The organism is Kibdelosporangium aridum (assembly GCF_900176515.1).
Lineage (GTDB): Bacteria > Actinomycetota > Actinomycetes > Mycobacteriales > Pseudonocardiaceae > Kibdelosporangium > Kibdelosporangium aridum.
Genome location: NZ_FWXV01000001.1, coordinates 1,155,111 through 1,171,459, shown reverse-complemented (window position 1 = coordinate 1,171,459; position 16,349 = coordinate 1,155,111). Strand labels below are relative to the sequence as shown.

General features: G+C 65.8%; 19 protein-coding genes. 11 read left to right on the top strand and 8 right to left on the bottom strand.

Annotated elements, in window-relative coordinates:
- Positions 1-29: 29 nt before the first annotated feature.
- Positions 30-770 carry an ANTAR domain-containing response regulator gene (locus B9C43_RS04950; protein ID WP_033391644.1) on the top strand — a complete coding sequence of 247 codons (741 nt, stop codon included), beginning with the start codon at positions 30-32 and terminating at the stop codon, positions 768-770.
- On the opposite strand, the gene B9C43_RS04945 is transcribed toward B9C43_RS04950, so the two are convergent.
- A complete protein-coding gene (locus tag B9C43_RS04945) occupies positions 756-1,253 on the bottom strand; it encodes a DUF6328 family protein (protein WP_033391632.1) in 498 nt (165 codons plus the stop codon). The genes B9C43_RS04950 and B9C43_RS04945 overlap by 15 nt on opposite strands.
- A gap of 208 nt (positions 1,254-1,461) precedes the next feature.
- On the opposite strand from B9C43_RS04945, the gene B9C43_RS04940 reads away from it, so the two are divergent.
- Complete coding sequence (locus B9C43_RS04940; RefSeq protein ID WP_143446121.1) at positions 1,462-1,854, top strand: STAS domain-containing protein; 393 nt, start codon at positions 1,462-1,464, stop codon at positions 1,852-1,854.
- Position 1,855: 1 nt separating this feature from the next.
- Here B9C43_RS04940 and B9C43_RS04935 read toward each other — a convergent pair whose 3' ends face one another.
- A complete protein-coding gene (locus B9C43_RS04935; protein WP_051897363.1) occupies positions 1,856-2,368 on the bottom strand; it encodes a hypothetical protein in 513 nt (170 codons plus the stop codon).
- Positions 2,369-2,449: 81 nt separating this feature from the next.
- The gene (locus B9C43_RS04930; RefSeq protein WP_143446120.1) at positions 2,450-2,764 is read right to left on the bottom strand and encodes a DUF6292 family protein; all 315 of its coding nucleotides are present in this window, start codon (positions 2,762-2,764) and stop codon (positions 2,450-2,452) included.
- An 80-nt stretch (positions 2,765-2,844) separates the two neighbouring features.
- On the opposite strand from B9C43_RS04930, the gene B9C43_RS04925 reads away from it, so the two are divergent.
- The 5 genes from B9C43_RS04925 to B9C43_RS04905 are packed head-to-tail and all read left to right on the top strand — an operon-like array spanning position 2,845 to position 7,727.
- On the top strand, positions 2,845-3,408 hold the full coding sequence (locus B9C43_RS04925; protein ID WP_033391631.1) for a type 1 glutamine amidotransferase domain-containing protein: 564 nt from the start codon (positions 2,845-2,847) through the stop codon (positions 3,406-3,408).
- Positions 3,405-5,666 carry a phosphoketolase family protein gene (locus tag B9C43_RS04920; protein WP_143446119.1) on the top strand — a complete coding sequence of 754 codons (2,262 nt, stop codon included), beginning with the start codon at positions 3,405-3,407 and terminating at the stop codon, positions 5,664-5,666. Before B9C43_RS04925 ends, B9C43_RS04920 begins: the two co-directional genes overlap by 4 nt.
- Entirely contained in the window at positions 5,663-6,814 is a 1,152-nt protein-coding gene (locus B9C43_RS04915) for an acetate/propionate family kinase (RefSeq protein ID WP_235038431.1), read from the top strand. The genes B9C43_RS04920 and B9C43_RS04915 overlap by 4 nt, the downstream gene beginning before the upstream one ends.
- A gap of 11 nt (positions 6,815-6,825) precedes the next feature.
- Positions 6,826-7,296, top strand: a complete 471-nt coding sequence (locus B9C43_RS04910) for an SRPBCC family protein (RefSeq protein ID WP_033391629.1) — start codon at positions 6,826-6,828, stop codon at positions 7,294-7,296.
- Positions 7,297-7,328: 32 nt separating this feature from the next.
- Positions 7,329-7,727: a ChaB family protein gene (locus B9C43_RS04905; RefSeq protein WP_033391639.1), complete on the top strand. Its 399-nt coding sequence runs from the start codon at positions 7,329-7,331 to the stop codon at positions 7,725-7,727.
- Positions 7,728-7,779: 52 nt separating this feature from the next.
- Here the strand turns inward: B9C43_RS04905 and B9C43_RS04900 are convergent, their stop codons facing one another.
- Positions 7,780-9,951: an RICIN domain-containing protein gene (locus B9C43_RS04900; RefSeq protein WP_084425588.1), complete on the bottom strand. Its 2,172-nt coding sequence runs from the start codon at positions 9,949-9,951 to the stop codon at positions 7,780-7,782.
- Positions 9,952-10,156: 205 nt separating this feature from the next.
- Entirely contained in the window at positions 10,157-10,969 is an 813-nt protein-coding gene (locus tag B9C43_RS04895) for an NAD(+)/NADH kinase (RefSeq protein WP_235038430.1), read from the bottom strand.
- 153 nt (positions 10,970-11,122) lie between these two features.
- Between B9C43_RS04895 and B9C43_RS04890 the strand changes: the two genes are divergently transcribed.
- Together B9C43_RS04890 and B9C43_RS04885 are read left to right on the top strand one after the other, a co-directional pair.
- Positions 11,123-11,662 (top strand): hypothetical protein, encoded by a 540-nt coding sequence (locus B9C43_RS04890; protein WP_037257966.1) that lies wholly within the window; start codon positions 11,123-11,125, stop codon positions 11,660-11,662.
- A gap of 9 nt (positions 11,663-11,671) precedes the next feature.
- Entirely contained in the window at positions 11,672-12,028 is a 357-nt protein-coding gene (locus B9C43_RS04885) for an STAS domain-containing protein (protein WP_084424844.1), read from the top strand.
- A 130-nt stretch (positions 12,029-12,158) separates the two neighbouring features.
- Here the strand turns inward: B9C43_RS04885 and B9C43_RS04880 are convergent, their stop codons facing one another.
- The 3 genes from B9C43_RS04880 to B9C43_RS04870 all read right to left on the bottom strand — a co-directional run bounded on the left by B9C43_RS04880 (position 12,159) and on the right by B9C43_RS04870 (position 14,558).
- On the bottom strand, positions 12,159-12,680 hold the full coding sequence (locus B9C43_RS04880; RefSeq protein WP_084424843.1) for a GNAT family N-acetyltransferase: 522 nt from the start codon (positions 12,678-12,680) through the stop codon (positions 12,159-12,161).
- A gap of 1 nt (position 12,681) precedes the next feature.
- On the bottom strand, positions 12,682-13,836 hold the full coding sequence (locus B9C43_RS04875) for an LCP family protein (RefSeq protein WP_084424842.1): 1,155 nt from the start codon (positions 13,834-13,836) through the stop codon (positions 12,682-12,684).
- Between the two features lie 101 nt (positions 13,837-13,937).
- Positions 13,938-14,558: an alpha/beta hydrolase gene (locus B9C43_RS04870; protein WP_235038429.1), complete on the bottom strand. Its 621-nt coding sequence runs from the start codon at positions 14,556-14,558 to the stop codon at positions 13,938-13,940.
- A gap of 18 nt (positions 14,559-14,576) precedes the next feature.
- Here B9C43_RS04870 and B9C43_RS04865 point away from each other — a divergent pair, with 18 nt between their 5' ends.
- Together B9C43_RS04865 and B9C43_RS04860 are read left to right on the top strand one after the other, a co-directional pair.
- Positions 14,577-15,413, top strand: coding sequence for an alpha/beta fold hydrolase (locus B9C43_RS04865; RefSeq protein ID WP_084424841.1), 837 nt, complete (start codon positions 14,577-14,579; stop codon positions 15,411-15,413).
- Positions 15,406-15,963 (top strand): nucleotidyltransferase family protein, encoded by a 558-nt coding sequence (locus tag B9C43_RS04860; protein ID WP_084424840.1) that lies wholly within the window; start codon positions 15,406-15,408, stop codon positions 15,961-15,963. Before B9C43_RS04865 ends, B9C43_RS04860 begins: the two co-directional genes overlap by 8 nt.
- Positions 15,964-16,349 lie beyond the last annotated feature (386 nt).

Genomic DNA, 16,349 nt, shown 5'->3' with positions numbered 1-16,349 from the left:
GCGGCTCGACACGCGGTATACATGTGGCTGTGACCGCTGAAGAACTGCCCGAGGCCAGCCGAGTGGACGAGGCCACCGACGCACTGGAGGACCTCGAACTGCTCTGGGCCGCGCTGACCGCCGAGGAACCGCTGGAGGCGGCGCTGCAGCGCCTGGTTGAAGCCGCGCTGAAGGTGGTCGGCGGGGCGGATGCGGTGAGTGTGACTGTCCACTCGGGACTCGAACCGGAGACCGCTGCCGCGTCCCATGACTGGGCGATCACAGTGGACGAGAACCAGTACGCGGCGGGCGACGGGCCGTGCCTTGAGGCAGCGAGGATCCGTGAACCCGTTCTGGTCGCCGGCGCGGAGGCGTTCAGGCGGTGGCCGCGGTTCGCCGCCGATGCCGAGCGGTTCGGCGTGCACGCTTATCTGTCCACGCCGTTGGCGCTTGCCGGACCCGACACCGAACTGATCGGTGCACTGAACGTCTACGGATTCCAGGTTGACGCTTTCGACCGCTTGGATGAGGCGTTGCTGAAACTGGTCACCAGCACAGCAGCGACGACCATCAGCAACGCCAGCCGTTATGTCAGGATGCGCAACCTGGCCGAGAACCTGCGGACCGCGATGGCGTCCCGTTCGGAAATCGAACAAGCCAAAGGCGTGTTGATGGCCGTGCACGGAATCACCGCCGATGAGGCTTTCGCCCGGTTGGTCGGCCAATCGCAGCACACCAACACGAAACTCGCTGTGGTTGCCCGGGAATTGCTGGCGTCATTGCGAAGCTGACTCGATCGGCGGTGGCGAAGACCTGTCGCCGTTGACCCGCTCGCGCCACGGGATGATGAGCCAGAGCAAGCTGAAGCCGATCGCGGTCAGCACAGCGACGACGATCGCACCCCAGCCACCGAGCACGACTTCCCCGATGAGCAGCACAGTTCCGGTGACTGCCACCGCAAGGCAGATGAGTCCGCTGACGGCGAGTTTGTTGGCAGCGTCAATGATGCGCTCACGGCGACCGGCCCGGAACAACACCCGATGCCATGCCGCCGGAGCGGTCAGCAAAGCCGTCGCCGCGGTCGCGAATAGCACGGTGATGAAATGGGTCGTCTTGATGTAGACGTCAGCTTCGGCGTACTGCTGGGTGAAAGCGATGGACAGCAGGAACCCGAAGAGGATCTGCACTCCCGCCTGCGCCACCCGCAGCTCTTGCAGCAGCTCCGCCAGATTGCGGGCTAACTGTTCCTGCTCTGATTCCTCAGCCTCGCTCACCCGGTAGGTGTACCCTGACTTTGGCCTGGATAATCACCCGGGACCTGCGAGAACGCACTTGTCAGGCCGACTTGGTTACCCATCTTCGCCGGGTTGTAACCACTTTTTTCCTCAGGTTGTGCCACGCTCGCGGGCTACGTACGGTTGAAGCATCACGACGGTTGAACACACAGCCGCGCTGACGTGTTGCACAACCGGAAGGAACCCCGTGAGCACTCAAGACCCGATAACGGGCGGCGGTACAACTCAACCGAGTAAGTTGCTCACTGTCGACGTACAGCCGCATCCGCGCGGCATTCCCTTGATGCGCGTGCTCGGGGACGTGGACCTGGCGACGGCACCGGTGTTCCAGCGGGCAGTGCAGGAACAAGTGGCTCAGCGCAAACGGTTCGTTGTGGACATGGACGGCGTTGACTTCCTGTCCTCGGCCGGCCTGGCTGTCCTCGTCGATCTGCGTCAGCAGATGGAAGACCAGAGCCTCAAGTGGGCAGTGGTCGCCGCACGGCAGACCGTCACCCGGCCGCTGGAGATCACCGGCCTGCTGACCGTCCTGCCCATCTTCGACACCGTTCCCGCCGCTCTGGACGCGGTGACGGGTTAGGTCACGATCCCGCGCCACCCCGGCGAGCCGAGGCAAGGTCACCAAGCCAGTGGGGCCTTGCCACGCCGTGCTCGTCGCACCACTCGATCATGCCGATCGTCCACAGCAGCACGTGCACGAACACCTCGAGGGTTACCCTGAATTCGGGCTCGCGCAACGCGAGGTCCACTTGGAACAGTGCGTCTTCGGTGTGGTTGTTGAGCTGTGCCAGCAAGGCGCGCACGGCCGCCCGGATCGGCGGACTTGTCTGGTCGATGTCGAGTTGCCTGTCGTCGTCTCCGGTCAGTTCAAGCCCGTAAGCCCGTTCCTCGGCGGCCTCCGACGGCCCTGACGCGGTGAGCATCATCTCAGCCAGTGCGGCGATCAGCTCACAGACGATCAAATGGGACTCCCGGCCCCCAGTGGCCCGGTCCGCGCTGAGCCTGGCCATCTCCAGCACCAGACTCTCGTCGTCGCCGCCACGCATCGTCCCGATCAGTCGCCTGGCCTGCAGCCGCGGGTTGCGCTCACTCATCGGTCCTGATTCACCCCAACCAATCAGGTTTGCGGATCCGTCTTGCCTTCTCGTGTACCCGGCAGGGCCGTCGGCAACCGCTCAGCTCGCCACGGCCGGCTCGCGGGTGATTTCAGCCCACACCGTGGTCACGAAGTCGGCCACGGCCGCGGGCGGTGGGATCACCTCACCATCGAGCCGGGCAACGACATCAAGGTCGCTGCCGATGTCCGGTTCCGTCGCGATCGACCATCCCGTCCGCTCGTCCCAGAGCAGTGCGACATCCCGGCCGGCCAACCGCCGGTCCAACGCCACATATCCCCAGGCTGGTGTTTCCGAGCCCCAGCAACACGATTCCAGTCCGACGCCAAGATGAGCCGCCACCGCCGCGAGGTAATCCCTGAGGTCATCGATCACAGATCAAGGATCGGCCGCCGCATGCCCGGTCAAACCTGTTTTCGCGGGTTACGTCAGCACTGCGCGGGTAGTCGGGAGCCATGAGCACTGAACTGAATGGACGCCGGGTCGCTGTGCTGGCCACCGACGGCGTCGAACAAGCGGAGCTCACCGAGCCCGTGCAGGCGGTCAAGCAGGCCGGGGCGACCACCGAACTGCTGTCCATCAAAGAGGGTTCGATCCAGGCGATGAACCACGACACGGAGAAAGCGGACACCTTCCCGGTGGACAAGCAGGTGTCGCAGGCGTCGGTCGACGACTACGACGCGCTGCTGTTGCCCGGCGGGACGACGAACCCGGACAAGCTGCGGATGGACGAGTCCGCTGTGGCCTTCGTCAAGTCGTTCGTGAACTCGGGGAAGCCGGTCGGTGTGATCTGCCACGGACCGTGGACCCTTGTCGAGGCTGACGTGGTTCGCGGCCGGACCCTGACGTCCTGGCCCAGCGTGCGTGCGGACATCCGCAACGCGGGCGGCCGTGTGGTCGACCAGGAAGTGGTCGTCGACGGCAACATCACCTCCAGCCGGAACCCGGACGACCTGCCGGCGTTCTGCCGCGAGGTCGTCACCCAGTTCGCGGAGGGACGGCAGCACGCGACGACGTGAGTACAACGGCTGAACGCTATCGGCGCGCGTGCGACTACCTCGCCGCGTGCATGATCTACTTGCGCGACAACGTCCTGTTGCGGGAGCCGCTCAAGGCCGAGCACATCAAGCCATGTCTGCTCGGCCATTGGGGCACCTGTCCCGGGATCACGTATGTCTACAACGGGTTGAACGGCTTGGTCACCCGCACGGGCCGACGCACCCTGCTGGTGACCGGGCCTGGCCACGGTGCCCCGGCCGTGCACGCGAACCTCTGGCTGGAAGGTACTCACCAGCTGTATGACCCGTCCCTGTCGCTCGACGAAGCCGGAATGACCGAGCTGATCAAACGCTTCTCCTGGCCGGGCGGATTTCCCAGCCATCTGTCCCCGCAAGTCCCCGGCGTCATCCACGAAGGCGGTGAACTGGGCTACGCCTTGTCCACCGCGGTCGGTGCGGCATTCGACGATCCCGAGCTGCTCGTGGCGTGCCTGGTCGGCGACGGCGAAGCTGAGACGGGTCCGACAGCGGCTTCATGGCACGCCAACAAGTTCGTCAATCCGTGGTCCGACGGGACGGTTCTGCCGATCCTGCACCTCAACGGGTACAAGATCTCCTCGCCGACCATCTACGGCGCGATGAGCGACGAGGAACTGATCTCGTTCTTCCTCGGCGCGGGCTGGTCGCCGACGATCGTCGACGTCCAGCAGACGACGGATCCAGATCTGTCGCTTGCCCAGGCTTTGGACCAGTCGATGGCCGAGACGCGGCCGATGCTGATCGTGCGTTCGCCGAAAGGCTGGGGCCTGCCGGGCCGGGACACGCACGGAACGCCGTTGGCCGGGACCTTCCACGCGCACCAAGTGCCGCTGGACGCCGAGCAGCTTCCCCTGCTGGAGTCCTGGCTGCGTTCCTACCGCCCGGAGGAGTTGTTCGACCAGGACGGGCGGCCGTTCGAGGACCTGCTCGGCTTGCTGCCCAAGGAGGATCTGCGGATCGGCCGGGTGCCGCAGGCCAATGGCGGCGCGCTCCGGCGTGATCTGCCCATGCCACCGTTGGCCAAGTTCCAGTGCGAGGTGCACGAGCCGGGCAAGTCGGTGCAGAGCGCCAACCAGGTTCTCGCGTCGTGGCTGGCTGAGTTGTTCGGTGCGACCGAAGACCGCAGGGACTTCCGGATCTTCTGCCCTGACGAGATGGAGTCCAACAAACTCGGTGCCGTTCTGGACGTCACCGACCGCGAGTTCAGCTGGCCGGTGCGTGGATACGCCGAGCACCTGGGGCCGAGCGGCCGGGTCGTCGAAGTGTTGTCCGAGCACCTGTGCCAAGGCTTCCTGCAAGGTTATCTGCTCACCGGACGGCACGGCCTGTTCCCCTGCTACGAGGCGTTCGCGGCCATTGTGGACTCGATGGTCAACCAGTACGCCAAGTTCCTCAAGATGGCGGCCGAAGTGCCGTGGCGTGCCCCGGTCGCCAGCCTGAACTACCTGCTGACCAGCGAAGGCTGGCGGCAGGAGCACAACGGCTACAGCCACCAGGGTCCGGGGTTCATCAACAACATCCTCACCAAGAAGGCCTCGGTGTCCCGGATCTACCTGCCGCCGGACGTGAACACCTTGTTGCACACGATGCGGCACTGCCTTGCCGGGACCGGCCGGATCAACGTGGTCGTGGCCAGCAAGCAGGAGTATCCACAGTGGCTCGACTTCGACGCGGCCGAGGCGCATTGCCTTGCGGGCGCCGGTGTCTGGCAGTGGGCGGCCGACGACCCGCGGCCGGAAGTCGTGCTCGCCTCGGCCGGAACCGTGCCGACCGTGGAAACCTTGGCCGCGGTGTCGCTGCTGCGGGAGCACGCGCCGGATCTGCGGATCCGGATGGCCAATGTCGTTGACCTCCTTGCGTTGGCGCCACCCGACCGGCATCCGCACGGCCTGGACATCGACGCGTTCACCCGGTGCTTCGGCCTGGAAATGCCTGTCGTCATGGCATTCCACGGCTATCCATCGGCTGTGCACGAAGTGCTGCACGGCCGTCGTACACCAGAACGGTTCCACGTGCACGGCTACCAAGAAGAAGGCACTACGACAACACCGTTCGATCTCTTGGTCAGCAACAACATGAGCCGATACGACCTCGCCGCGGACGCCGTGCGACGCGCGTGGCGCACCAAGGGCGCACCGATTGCGGACTTACTCATCGCCAGACGTGACGCGGTACTTCAGGCCGCACGGGAAAACGGCGTCGACCCACCCGAGATCACCGAATGGCGATGGTCCACATGACGGTTGTGCTCACGGTCAACCCCGGCTCGCACAGCTTGAAACTGCACCTGATCAACACCGAAACCGAGGAAGTCCTCGCCTCGGAGACCAGCAACGCCGTCCCGGACGCCAAGTCCGCGGCGTCGGTGATCGAGGAATTGATCGGCGACACCACGATTTCAGCTGTCGGTCACCGCCTGGTCCACGGCGGCCCGCACCTGCGCAGCCCGACCGTGGTCGACGCCTCCTCCCTCAAGCGGGCGCAAGCCGCAGCCGATCTCGCGCCGCAGCACGTGCCGGTGACGTTGGAGATCCTCAACGGGGCGTGTGACCTGCTCCCGGACGTGCCGCACGTCCTTTGCCCGGACACAGCGTTCCACTCGGACCTGCCTGAAGTCGCTGCGACATATCCGATTCCGGCGTCATGGCGGGAACGCTTCGGCATTCGCCGGTACGGCTTCCATGGTCTGTCCTACGCATGGGCGACCAGTCGGGCGGCTTCCTTGCTGGGCCGGCAGGCGACATCCGTGAACCTGCTGCTGGCTCACCTCGGCGGCGGGTGTTCGGTGTGCGCGGTGCGTGACGGGTGCAGTGTGGACACTTCGATGGGGTTCACCCCATTGGAAGGCGTGCCGATGAGCACCCGCTCCGGCAGCGTCGACCCCGGCATGCTGCTCTGGCTGTTGGAACGGATACCGCTGGAGGAAGTGCGCGACGAGTTGTACCACCAGTCCGGGCTGCTTGGCATGTCGTCGAATTCGGGCGACACCAGGGATCTCGTCCGCGCGTCGGCGCAGGGTGACGCCAAGGCCCAGCTCGCGCTGGACGTCTTCACGCGGCGAGTCAGCCAGGCACTCGCCGCGATGGCCGTGAGCCTGCCGCGAGTGGACGCTCTGGTCTTCACCGGGGAAATCGGGTGGGATCAGCCAGAAGTACGCCAGGCGATCTGCCAGGACCTCGGCCGGTTGGGTGTTCCTGCCACCCTCCCATCGGGAAATCCGACGACTGACTCCCTGTTGTCGTCCCGGTTCGCGCCAGTGCCGGTGCTGGCGGTGCAGCCGCGCGAAGAGCTGCAGATCGCCAGGGAGACCGCCATGGCCATGCGTGGACGTGTGAACGCAGGCCAGCAGGGTAGTCCATATCAGGAAGCAAAAACGGACAACGACTGAAAGGCACCGGAGTGACCACCATTCAGCAATCCATTGACGTGCACGTTCCGGTTTCCACCGCGTACAACCAGTGGACGCAGTTCGAGTCGTTCCCGTACTTCATGGACGGCGTCGAGCGCGTCGTCCAGGTGACCGACACGATGACCCACTGGGAGACCAGTATCGGCGGCGTCCGCCGGGAGTTCGACGCGCAGATCACCGAGCAGCACCCCGATGAGCGCGTCGCGTGGCGTGCCGTCGACGGGCAGCAGCAGGGCGGTGTGGTGACCTTCCACCGCCTGGACAACGAGAACACCCGGGTGAACGTGCAGATGGAGTACGACCCGGACACGTTCACCGAGAAGGTGGGCGCCGGACTCGGTGTGATCGACCGCAAGGTCAAGGGTGACCTTGAGCGGTTCAAGGAGTTCATCGAAAGCCGTGGCCAGGAGACGGGTGCGTGGCGCGGCGACGTCAACCGCTCGCCCCAGCGAGGCGAATGATCCTTGCCCGCGAGGGCACGGAGGTGAGACCCATGCCAGGTAGGGAAGTGATGCCGAGCACCGTGCGCCGGTCGTCGAAGAAGGCCCAGGCGACATGGGCGAAGACGTACGACTCGGCCCTTGAAACGTACGGTGAAGGCGACCGCCCGCGCCGGACGGCCTTCGCGGCGTTGAAGCACTCGTTCGAGAAGGTCGGCGACCACTGGGAGCCCAAGGAGCAGAGGGGTCCGTCCGACCCGCAGGCCGCCGGCAGCTACGGCGAGCGGGAAGGCGAGAGTGCCGGCGGCGTGGACCTCAACGCCAGCAAGGAACATCTCTACGAGCTGGCCAAACGCCTTGACATCCCAGGGCGTTCGCGGATGAGCAAGAAGCAGTTGGGTGAGGCCATCCAGAAGGCCAACAACCGGGAGACCGCGAAGGCACGGTCCTAATAGGAAAAGGCGCGTCGTAGGGTGGCTACGACGCGCCTTTTCTTTTCCACTATTACGGGTAGTTGATGACGTTCACCGGGTTGCCGGTGTTGATCGGGCCCGCGGTGTTGTTGATCAGGCGGTTGATCGTGCCGACACCGCCGCCGAGCGAAACGCCAACGATGTTGTGGAACCGCACATTCGGGTTGTTCGGCACCTCGAACGCCCGCTCCGCGACGACACTGCGGTTGACGTTGAAGAAGCAGTACGCCCCAAGACCCCACGCCTCATGGCTCGTGACATGATCCGCCACCTTGTACGCGGCCCAGCCCCTCGTTGAGCCGTTCATGTACTCGCCTTGACTCGGTGGGTCGTACGGCAGTTCGTTCTGGAAGAAGTACGTCCTGCCGCCCTGGCCGTTCCAGATCACGTTGTACTGCTGGTAATGCTCGACGAACAAGCCGTAGAACGTGACGTTGTTGCCGTTGACGATCAGGCCGTTCCGGCCCGTGTTCTGGTACCAGCCCGTGGGCACACCTTGCTCGGCGTGATCCGCTCGCCAGACCCACGTGTGGTCACCGATCACGTTGTTGCTGTTGATGGTGAGGCTTGTGGTCGCCTTGCCGACCCATGGCCCGCCGACCCGGAAGAACACGTCGTGCAGTGACGTCGGGTTCGCCGCGTGGTTGGCGTTCGACCCCGGCGGGCCGACCTCCATCAGCAGGTTCGAGTTGGTCACGTTGGCGTCGAACATGATGCCCGCGACCTTCACACCGTCCACATCGGCCACTGACATCGCGGTGACGCCGTTCTCCGGCACCAGGGTGGCCAGGCCGAGGCCCAGCACCACGGTGTCCGGCCGGGTCACCCGGATGGTCTCGTTGACCCGGTAGACGCCCGGGGTGAACAGCAGGTTCTTGCCCGCGGCCAGCTCGGCGTTAATCTGCTGGGCCGTCGCGCCGGGCTTGACGATGAAGAACTGCTCGATCGGCAGCGACTGGCCCTGCTGGGTGCCTTGCCAGGTGATGCCGCTGGTGTTCTGCCGCAGCGCGGGCACGAACACCTGGTACTTGCCGGCGTTGTCGATGTACAGGAACGGCTTCTCCCGCACGATCGGTGTCTGCGCGACCCGGGTGTACGGCGGGTTCGGGTAGGTGCCGGCCGGCGCGTTCTCCACACCGACGAACACCATGTTCCAGTTGGAGCCCGTCCAGCTGCCCCACCGGGTGTTGCGGGAGATCCACTGCTGCTGCGAGCCGGACCGCACCTGCCCGTCGATCAGCGTATCGGACATCCAGCCACCGCTGGACCAGCCGCCGTCGTCCAGCAACAGGTTGCCGCGCACGTGCATGCGCCGGTACGGCGCCGCCTGGGACACCGCCCAGCGGTCGGTGCCACCGGTCGGCGTGACCGAGAGGTTCTCCGCGGCCCGCCAGAAGTTCTGGGTCGCGTTGCCGCCGAACCAGTCGGCTTCGACGTGCACCGATCCGTTGATGTTGACCGCATCCGGCGTGAACCCGAGACCGGCTATCTGGGTGAAGAAGCCGATGTTCGCGTTGACGTTGTAGGTGCCCGGCTTGAACAGCAGTGCGACCCGGTTCTGCCCGAACTGGGCCCGCTCCTGCTGGCTGAACACCGAGTTCAGCCTGCTCTGGATGGTGGACGCCGGCATCGACGGGTCGAAGACGTAGGTGTTCGGTCCGAGGTCGATGTCGCCTCCCGGAGGTGGCTCGCTGCCCACCGGGGTGAGCGTGAAGGACTGTGCCGCGGTGTTGTTGCAGGTGTACTGCTGCAGCTGCTGACTGTCGGCAGTGGACGCACCCGGCACGTCGAGGCACTTGCCGCTGTGCCTGGACACGAAGTGGTACGCACCGCCTGCTTGCTCGACAGCTTGCCATTGCTGGTTGTTGCCGCCGCCGTAGGTCCACAAGTGGATCAGGCCACCGTCCGCACTGGACACATCGGCCACGTCCCACACCTGGCTGGAGAGGTTGCGGGAATTGACCCGGTAGTACCCGTCGCTGGTCGGCTGGAACTGCCATTGCTGCGAACCGGTGCTGTTGCACGCGTACTGCTGCACAGCGGTGCCATTGGCCGTCCCCGCGGCGCGCGCGTCGACGCACTTGCCGCTGTTGACGCTCGTGACCGTGTACCACTGCGCTGGGTCGATGGCCGCGTTCGCCTCCCGCGGCGCGACCACCGTGATCACCGTCAGGTACGCCGCGACGAGGCTGACAACTGCCATTGCGAAAGTGATGATCTTGGTTCTGCGTCTGCGCAGGACCTCACCGGAGAACACGATGGTTCCTCCATCTGCCGCGTCGCTGCGGCATGCAGGGTCAGGAGAAAAGATCCGTGGGTAGCGGACGCGTCACGCCGCGTGGCACCGGACTCTAAGTGGTTGAACCAATCGTGTCAACAACTCTAAATAAAAGGCGTAAACAAAGTCGTCACTCGCAGCTGAAGTCCTCGCTGGTTGCCGATCCGATCAACCGGAACTTGCGCTGAGTGCGCTGGTAGAAGGTGGTTCGGCCGAGCCGGACCACGCGCGCGGCGCCCGGCAGCGCGGTCAGGTCGATCATCGCGCCCGGCTGGACCTTGCCCATCAGCCTGCCGTCCGCCTCCAGGGCCACTTCCCCGCTGCCTGACGTCACCTCGAGTGCGAGCTTCTCGCTCGTGGACAGGAACAACGCCCGGTTGAACGCCGAGTGCGGGGCCGCGGGCGTGACGAGCAGCCCTTCGGCACGGGGCGACACGATCGGGCCGCCCGCGGCGAAGTTGTAGGCTGTCGAACCCGTCGGCGTGGCCACCACGACCGCGTCGGCCGCGTATTCGACGAACGGATGTCCCTCGACGTGCAGCATCACCTCGGTCATACCGAAGCCAGGCACTCTGACCAGAGCGATGTCGTTGAACGCGACAATGTCCTGCTCCCCCATGGTCGCGCACAGGCCAGACCGGGTCTCCACGGTGAACCGGTGGTCGTCGATGGCGTTCAACGCGCTGCCGAGCTCCGGCACGTCGACCTCGGCGAGGAAGCCGAGTCTGCCGAGGTTCACCCCGAGCACCGGGATCCGGTTGCCGAGCCGGAACGCCCGCAGCATCGTGCCGTCACCGCCGAGGCTGACGATAAGATCCGCGCGCTCGGGAAGTTCGTCCTCGGTCACCGGTTTGACCAGACCGTTGGCCCGGACGACCTCACCGGCCAGTCCGAACACGTCGGTCTGGCGGGCCCGCGCCCACGACGTGATTGTGTCGATCACCGGGACACAGTCCCGGCGGGGGTGCAAAACCAGACCTATGGCGCGGATCAAACCGATCACCTCGGCAAGAATTGGATAACCCTGGCTACCGCAACGCGAGCTTATGTTGGCAAGATACGGCCGTTCGGGTGACGCGCGCGAGGAGGCAGCAGGGTGAACCCGCAGACGACGCAGGTTGATGACCTGCGATTGGTCGCGTTACCGACAGCGGTGAACTGCGCGGACATGTTCGTCAGATTCGCGCTCACCGAGTGGTCGCTGCGGCAACTACAGGACGAAGCGAGCCATGTGGCGTGCGAGCTGGTGCACGCGGTGGTACAGCAAAGCGACTCGAAAGTGCCCGGGTTCATCACATTGCGGTTACGACTGCACGGCGACGCCCTGGTGATCGAAGTCGAGGACGCCTCGCTGCTGCCGCCGGTCGTGCCCGAGACGCTGACCGGGCGTAAGACCGGCTCCATGTCGCTGCAGGGCGGCGGGAACCTGATGTGGTGCGAGATGGGCCTGCCGACCGGCATGAACGCCTCAGCGGTGCCGCTGCCACGCCGGGAACGCCGTAAGCCACCGGCCAGTGCGGGCGGCTCGGAACCGGAGCCCGCGGACGTGGACGACGAGTTCTTCGAGCGGCTGTTGTCCAAGCTGAACCGCTCCCCCGAGCCACCCCCGGGCAGCGGTCCACATGGACTGCGGTAGAACACGGGTGTGAGCAAAGGTTCGACATCCGACGACTCGTTGCGGGTCGACCGGCGGGTCGCAGGCCCGGCGGTCGTCCTGCACGTGGCCGGCGAGATCGACATGAGCACCGCGCCCATGCTGGCGGAAGAGTGTGACCGGGCGATCGAGTCGGCCCCAGGCCGTCTGGTTGTCGACCTGTCCGACGTGACGTTCTTCGGGTCAGCCGGACTCGCGGTTCTGCTGGACGCCAGCCAGCGCGGCGAACAGGCGGGCGTCCAGGTCAGACTGGTCGCCGACGGCCGCCCAGTACTCAGGTCGATCGAGATCGCCGGAGTGCAGGAGATGCTGCCGGTGTACCCGGACCTGGCGGGCGCCCTGGCCTGAGGCCGTACCGAAGGGACCACCGACGAATCTGGTTGTCCACAACTGCCCGGTAGCCCCTTGACCAGCGCTTATCTCGATCAACTGGACTGGGGACCCCCGGGGAGTGGCGGGGGCTGTTCTGGGGTGGGGTCTAGCGGGGATCGCCTTCGAGCAGGCCGAAGAGCAGGTCGTCGGTCCATTCGCCCTTGATCCACGTATTGCTCCGCAGCAGGCCTTCTTGGTGAAAGCCGACTTTGCGGAGCAATCGGGCGGATGCCTCGTTGCGGGCATCGCATTCGGCGGAGATCCGGTGCAGGCCGCGTTCCGCGAACAGGTAATCGACCATTCGGCCGACAGCCTCGGTGCCGTAGCCCTTGCCTTGCTCGGAGGCGGCGACGGTGAAGCCGATCTCGGCTTGCATCCGGTTGTCGTGCGTGTTCACGCCGATGTCCCCGATGAGCAGGCCATCGCGGTCGATGGCCCACTGGTACCAGCCGACCATCGCCGGGTCGTCAGCGCCGTACCCAGCCACCGTTCTGGCGGCGTCTTCGAGGCTGAGCGGCGTATCCCACGACTGATACCTGGCCACCTCGGCATCCGAGCGGTACGCGGCGAACGCGGCCGCGTCGTCCGGGCGGAACGGCCGGATGGCCAGGCGATCAGTCGTCAGCACGTCAGCTGCCAGGCAGCACGATCGAACTGGATGGCACCGCGGTGTCGGTGCGCAGTGCGTCGAACAGGGCCTTCGACTTTTTCTGGTCCCACAGGATCACCGAGCCGATCTTGGCGACGCTGCGGCTGTCACCGATGGGCACGCTTGTGCTCACGGTCGAACCACTGCTGGCGCCCGCGATGGCGAACCCGAGGCTCGGCAGGTTGTGCAGGTGGTCGCCCTCGTCGAGCGTGATCGCGTCCGGCGCGTCGGCCAGCAGCGGGACCATCCGGAACGGGTTGAGCAGCGTGCCGGGGCTCGCCACCTTGTCCATCAGCGCACTGATGAACTGACGCTGGCGGACCACGCGGTCGATGTCAGCACGTGCGGTCGCGCGAGTCCGCACGTAGCCCAGTGCGTTGGCGCCGTCGAGTTCCTGGCATCCGGCGGGCAGGTCGATCCCGGCCAGCGGGTCCTTGATCGGCTTGTCCAGGCACATCTCCACGCCGCCGACCGCGTCGACCAGGCTGGCGAACCCGCCGAAGCCGATCTCGATGTAGTGGTCCAGCCGCAGGTTGGTGTTCTTCTCCACGGTCTGTGCCAGCAGGGCCGGGCCGCCGAACGCGTACGCGGCGTTCAGCTTGTTCTTGCCCTTGCCCGGAATGTCCACGTACGAGTCACGCAGCAGGCTGACCAGGGTGGGCTTCTGGTCGTTGTCCGGCAGGTGCAGCAGCAACATCGTGTCGGTGCGCTGGCCCTTGGCGTCTCCGGTGGCCAGTCGCTCCTGGTCCTCGGCGTCCAGACCGGCCCGGCTGTCCGAACCGACGATCAGCCAGTTCGTGCCCACACCCGCGGCCGGACGGCCGGGGTAGTCGGTGAGCGCGGCAACCCGGTTGAACGACGACTCGAGGTAGATCCACGTCGCCGCGATGAGCACGACGATCGCCAGCAGAATGACCAGCAGGATCCGGCCGACCCTGCGCTTGCGCCGCGGCGGGCGGCCACCTGGCGGCGGCACCTGCTGGCCGGGCGGCTCGTACGGTGGCGGCGGCTGCCGGTACCCACCCTGCGGTTGCCGGTAGTCGCGCCCCTGGTCGTACTGGGGCGGCGCCTGCCCAGGAACCGGGTAGGCGCGGGTTTGACCGTCCCTCGAACCGTACGGCTGCCCGTGACTCATCCTCGTCCTCATATTCAGTCCCCCGACTTCTTCAAGGATGCTCACAAGGACGTGAGACCGCAGGCGGAGGTTGCGTCCTCATACCCTACGGAGTCGGCCGGTCACCCCTCGCGGGAGTGCGCGAGTTGATCAAGAGCGAACTCGAGTACCAGGTCACGCCATACGCGAGGCTTGCGCAGCAACGCGTGCGTCTCGCCGTCGACGAACCGCAAATCAACCCGATCGGTGACCTGTGCGGCCCGCCGCGCATAGTCCCGTGACGACCGCGGGTTCGTAACACGGTCCTGCTTGCCGTGCGCGATGAACACGGAACGGCCAGCGAGCTGCTGAACCGGATCAGCGGGTTCGCACCACGGCGCCAACGCACAGACAGCGGTGACGGCGGGATCATCGGCGACACGAAACGCGACGCGCCCACCCATCGAGTGCCCGAGCAGGACGACCGGAACACTGGGAAACTTGCTGTGGATCTCGCCCAGCGCCCATCGAGCATCCTGGACAGGGTCCAACGCAGGGGCGTTCCACCCGCGCACCCGGTAGCGCAGCAAGAAGACGGCCATATCCGGAAGGCGCGCGAGCGTACGCGCGAACGGCACCATCCTCAGATGCGCGAGAGCGAGACGTGGCACCGGCCCCTCACCGAACTCACGGCCACCGTGCAGAACGAGTGCGACGACGCGCGGCGAGCGGGAACCGAGCTGACTCAGATGGGGTACGGGCACATTTGCAACACTAATATCGTGATCGAGCACATCGGGATCAGCACAGACCAAGGCCGATTCGACGCGCTGGCCGCGGGCCCGGACGACGGCCGCGGCGTGCTCCTGTTGCACGGCTTCCCCGAAGCATCCACGGAGTGGGAGCACCAGCTGGCCACGCTGTCGGCGGCAGGTTACCGGGCGATCGCGCCCGATCAGCGCGGCTACTCCCCCGACGTGCGCCCGGAGCGCCCGGAGGACTACAGCATCGAGGACCTGACCAGCGACGTGCTGAAGATCGCGGACGAACTGGGCTGGCCGAAGTTCGACCTGGTCGGCCACGACTGGGGCGGCAGCGTCGCGTGGCACACAGCGGCAGAACACCCCGACCGAGTCCGAACGCTGACCGCGGTCTCCACCCCACACCCAGGCGCATACGCCCAAGCGGTCCGTTCAGACGAAGACCAACAACAACGCAGCTCCTACATCCCAACCCTGCAGAACGTCCGAGGCGCGGAGAAGCAACTGCTGGCCAACGACGCAGCAGCACTCAAGCAGCTCTACGAAGGCGTTGTGCCCCGTGACCACGTGCGGGAATACGTGGAGCGGTTGTCCGAACCAGGAGCGCTGGTAGCGGCGCTGAACTGGTACCGAGGCATAAAATTCAGCGGCCACACCGGAAAAGTGAAAGTCCCGACTCTCTACGTCTGGGGCACCGAAGACGTCGCATTCGGCTCAACGGCAGCACTTTCCACGGAGGAATGGGTGGAAGGCCCGTACCGGTTCGAGATGTTCCAGGACATCTCACACTGGCTGCCGGAACAAGCGGACGAAGGCCTGAGCCGCCTGCTGCTGGAACACCTCTCGCAGCATGGCTGACGTCGCAGGACTGGTCCTGGCGGCGGGAGCAGGCCGCCGATACGGCATGCCCAAAGCCCGCGTCAGGTTCCAGGGCCAACTGTTCGTCGAGCGCGCGGTGCAGGTCCTGACAAACGGCGGCTGTTCCCCCGTACTGGCCGTGCTCGGGGCCGACGCGGAGATCGTTCGAGCGGAGTCGCCGGACCTGAACGCTGTTGACAATCCAGATTGGCAACAGGGCATGGGATCTTCACTGCGCGTTGGCCTGCGCGCCATAACGGGAGACGCGGTGATAGTCCTTCCGGTCGATACACCGGGAATTCGCGCGGAAGCGATCCACCGCCTCCGAGCACTCGCGACGCCACAGGCGCTGCTAAGGGCGAGCTATCACGGCGAACCAGGACATCCAGTACTGATCGGCCGGGATCACTGGGATGGCGTGTACGAACTGGCAACTGGTGACGCGGGCGCAAGGGAGTATCTGCGCAGGCACAAGCCGGAGCTGGTGCCGTGCGAGGACATTTCGGACGGATCCGATGTGGACAAGCCAGAGCAGCTGCCACAAGAGTGAACGCCAGAAACTGAGCGCCTGCCATCAGCCAACCGATTGAGCCCCAAGCAAAGGCGCGCCCCAACCAAAACCGGAGGCGCGCCCCGGCCCAAGCGAAGGCGCGCCCTAGCCCACCAACAAGGCGCGCCCGGGCCCAAGTGAAGGCGCGCCCCGAGCACAGAAAGGCGCGCCCTAAGCAGTAGTCGGCGCGATTTTGTGTGGAGTGGCGCCGCAAATAAGCTTGTCGGCGGGGCAGGGCCGCAGGTCCTGCCGCTTTCCCTGTCCTTTTGCGGCGCAGAGGCTCCACACCAAATCGCGCCGACCAGTCACAGGAGCGCGCCGAGGTGACCACAACGCGCGCCGCGGCGACCCAAGAGCGCGCCGAAGTAAGCACAGCGCGCGCCGCA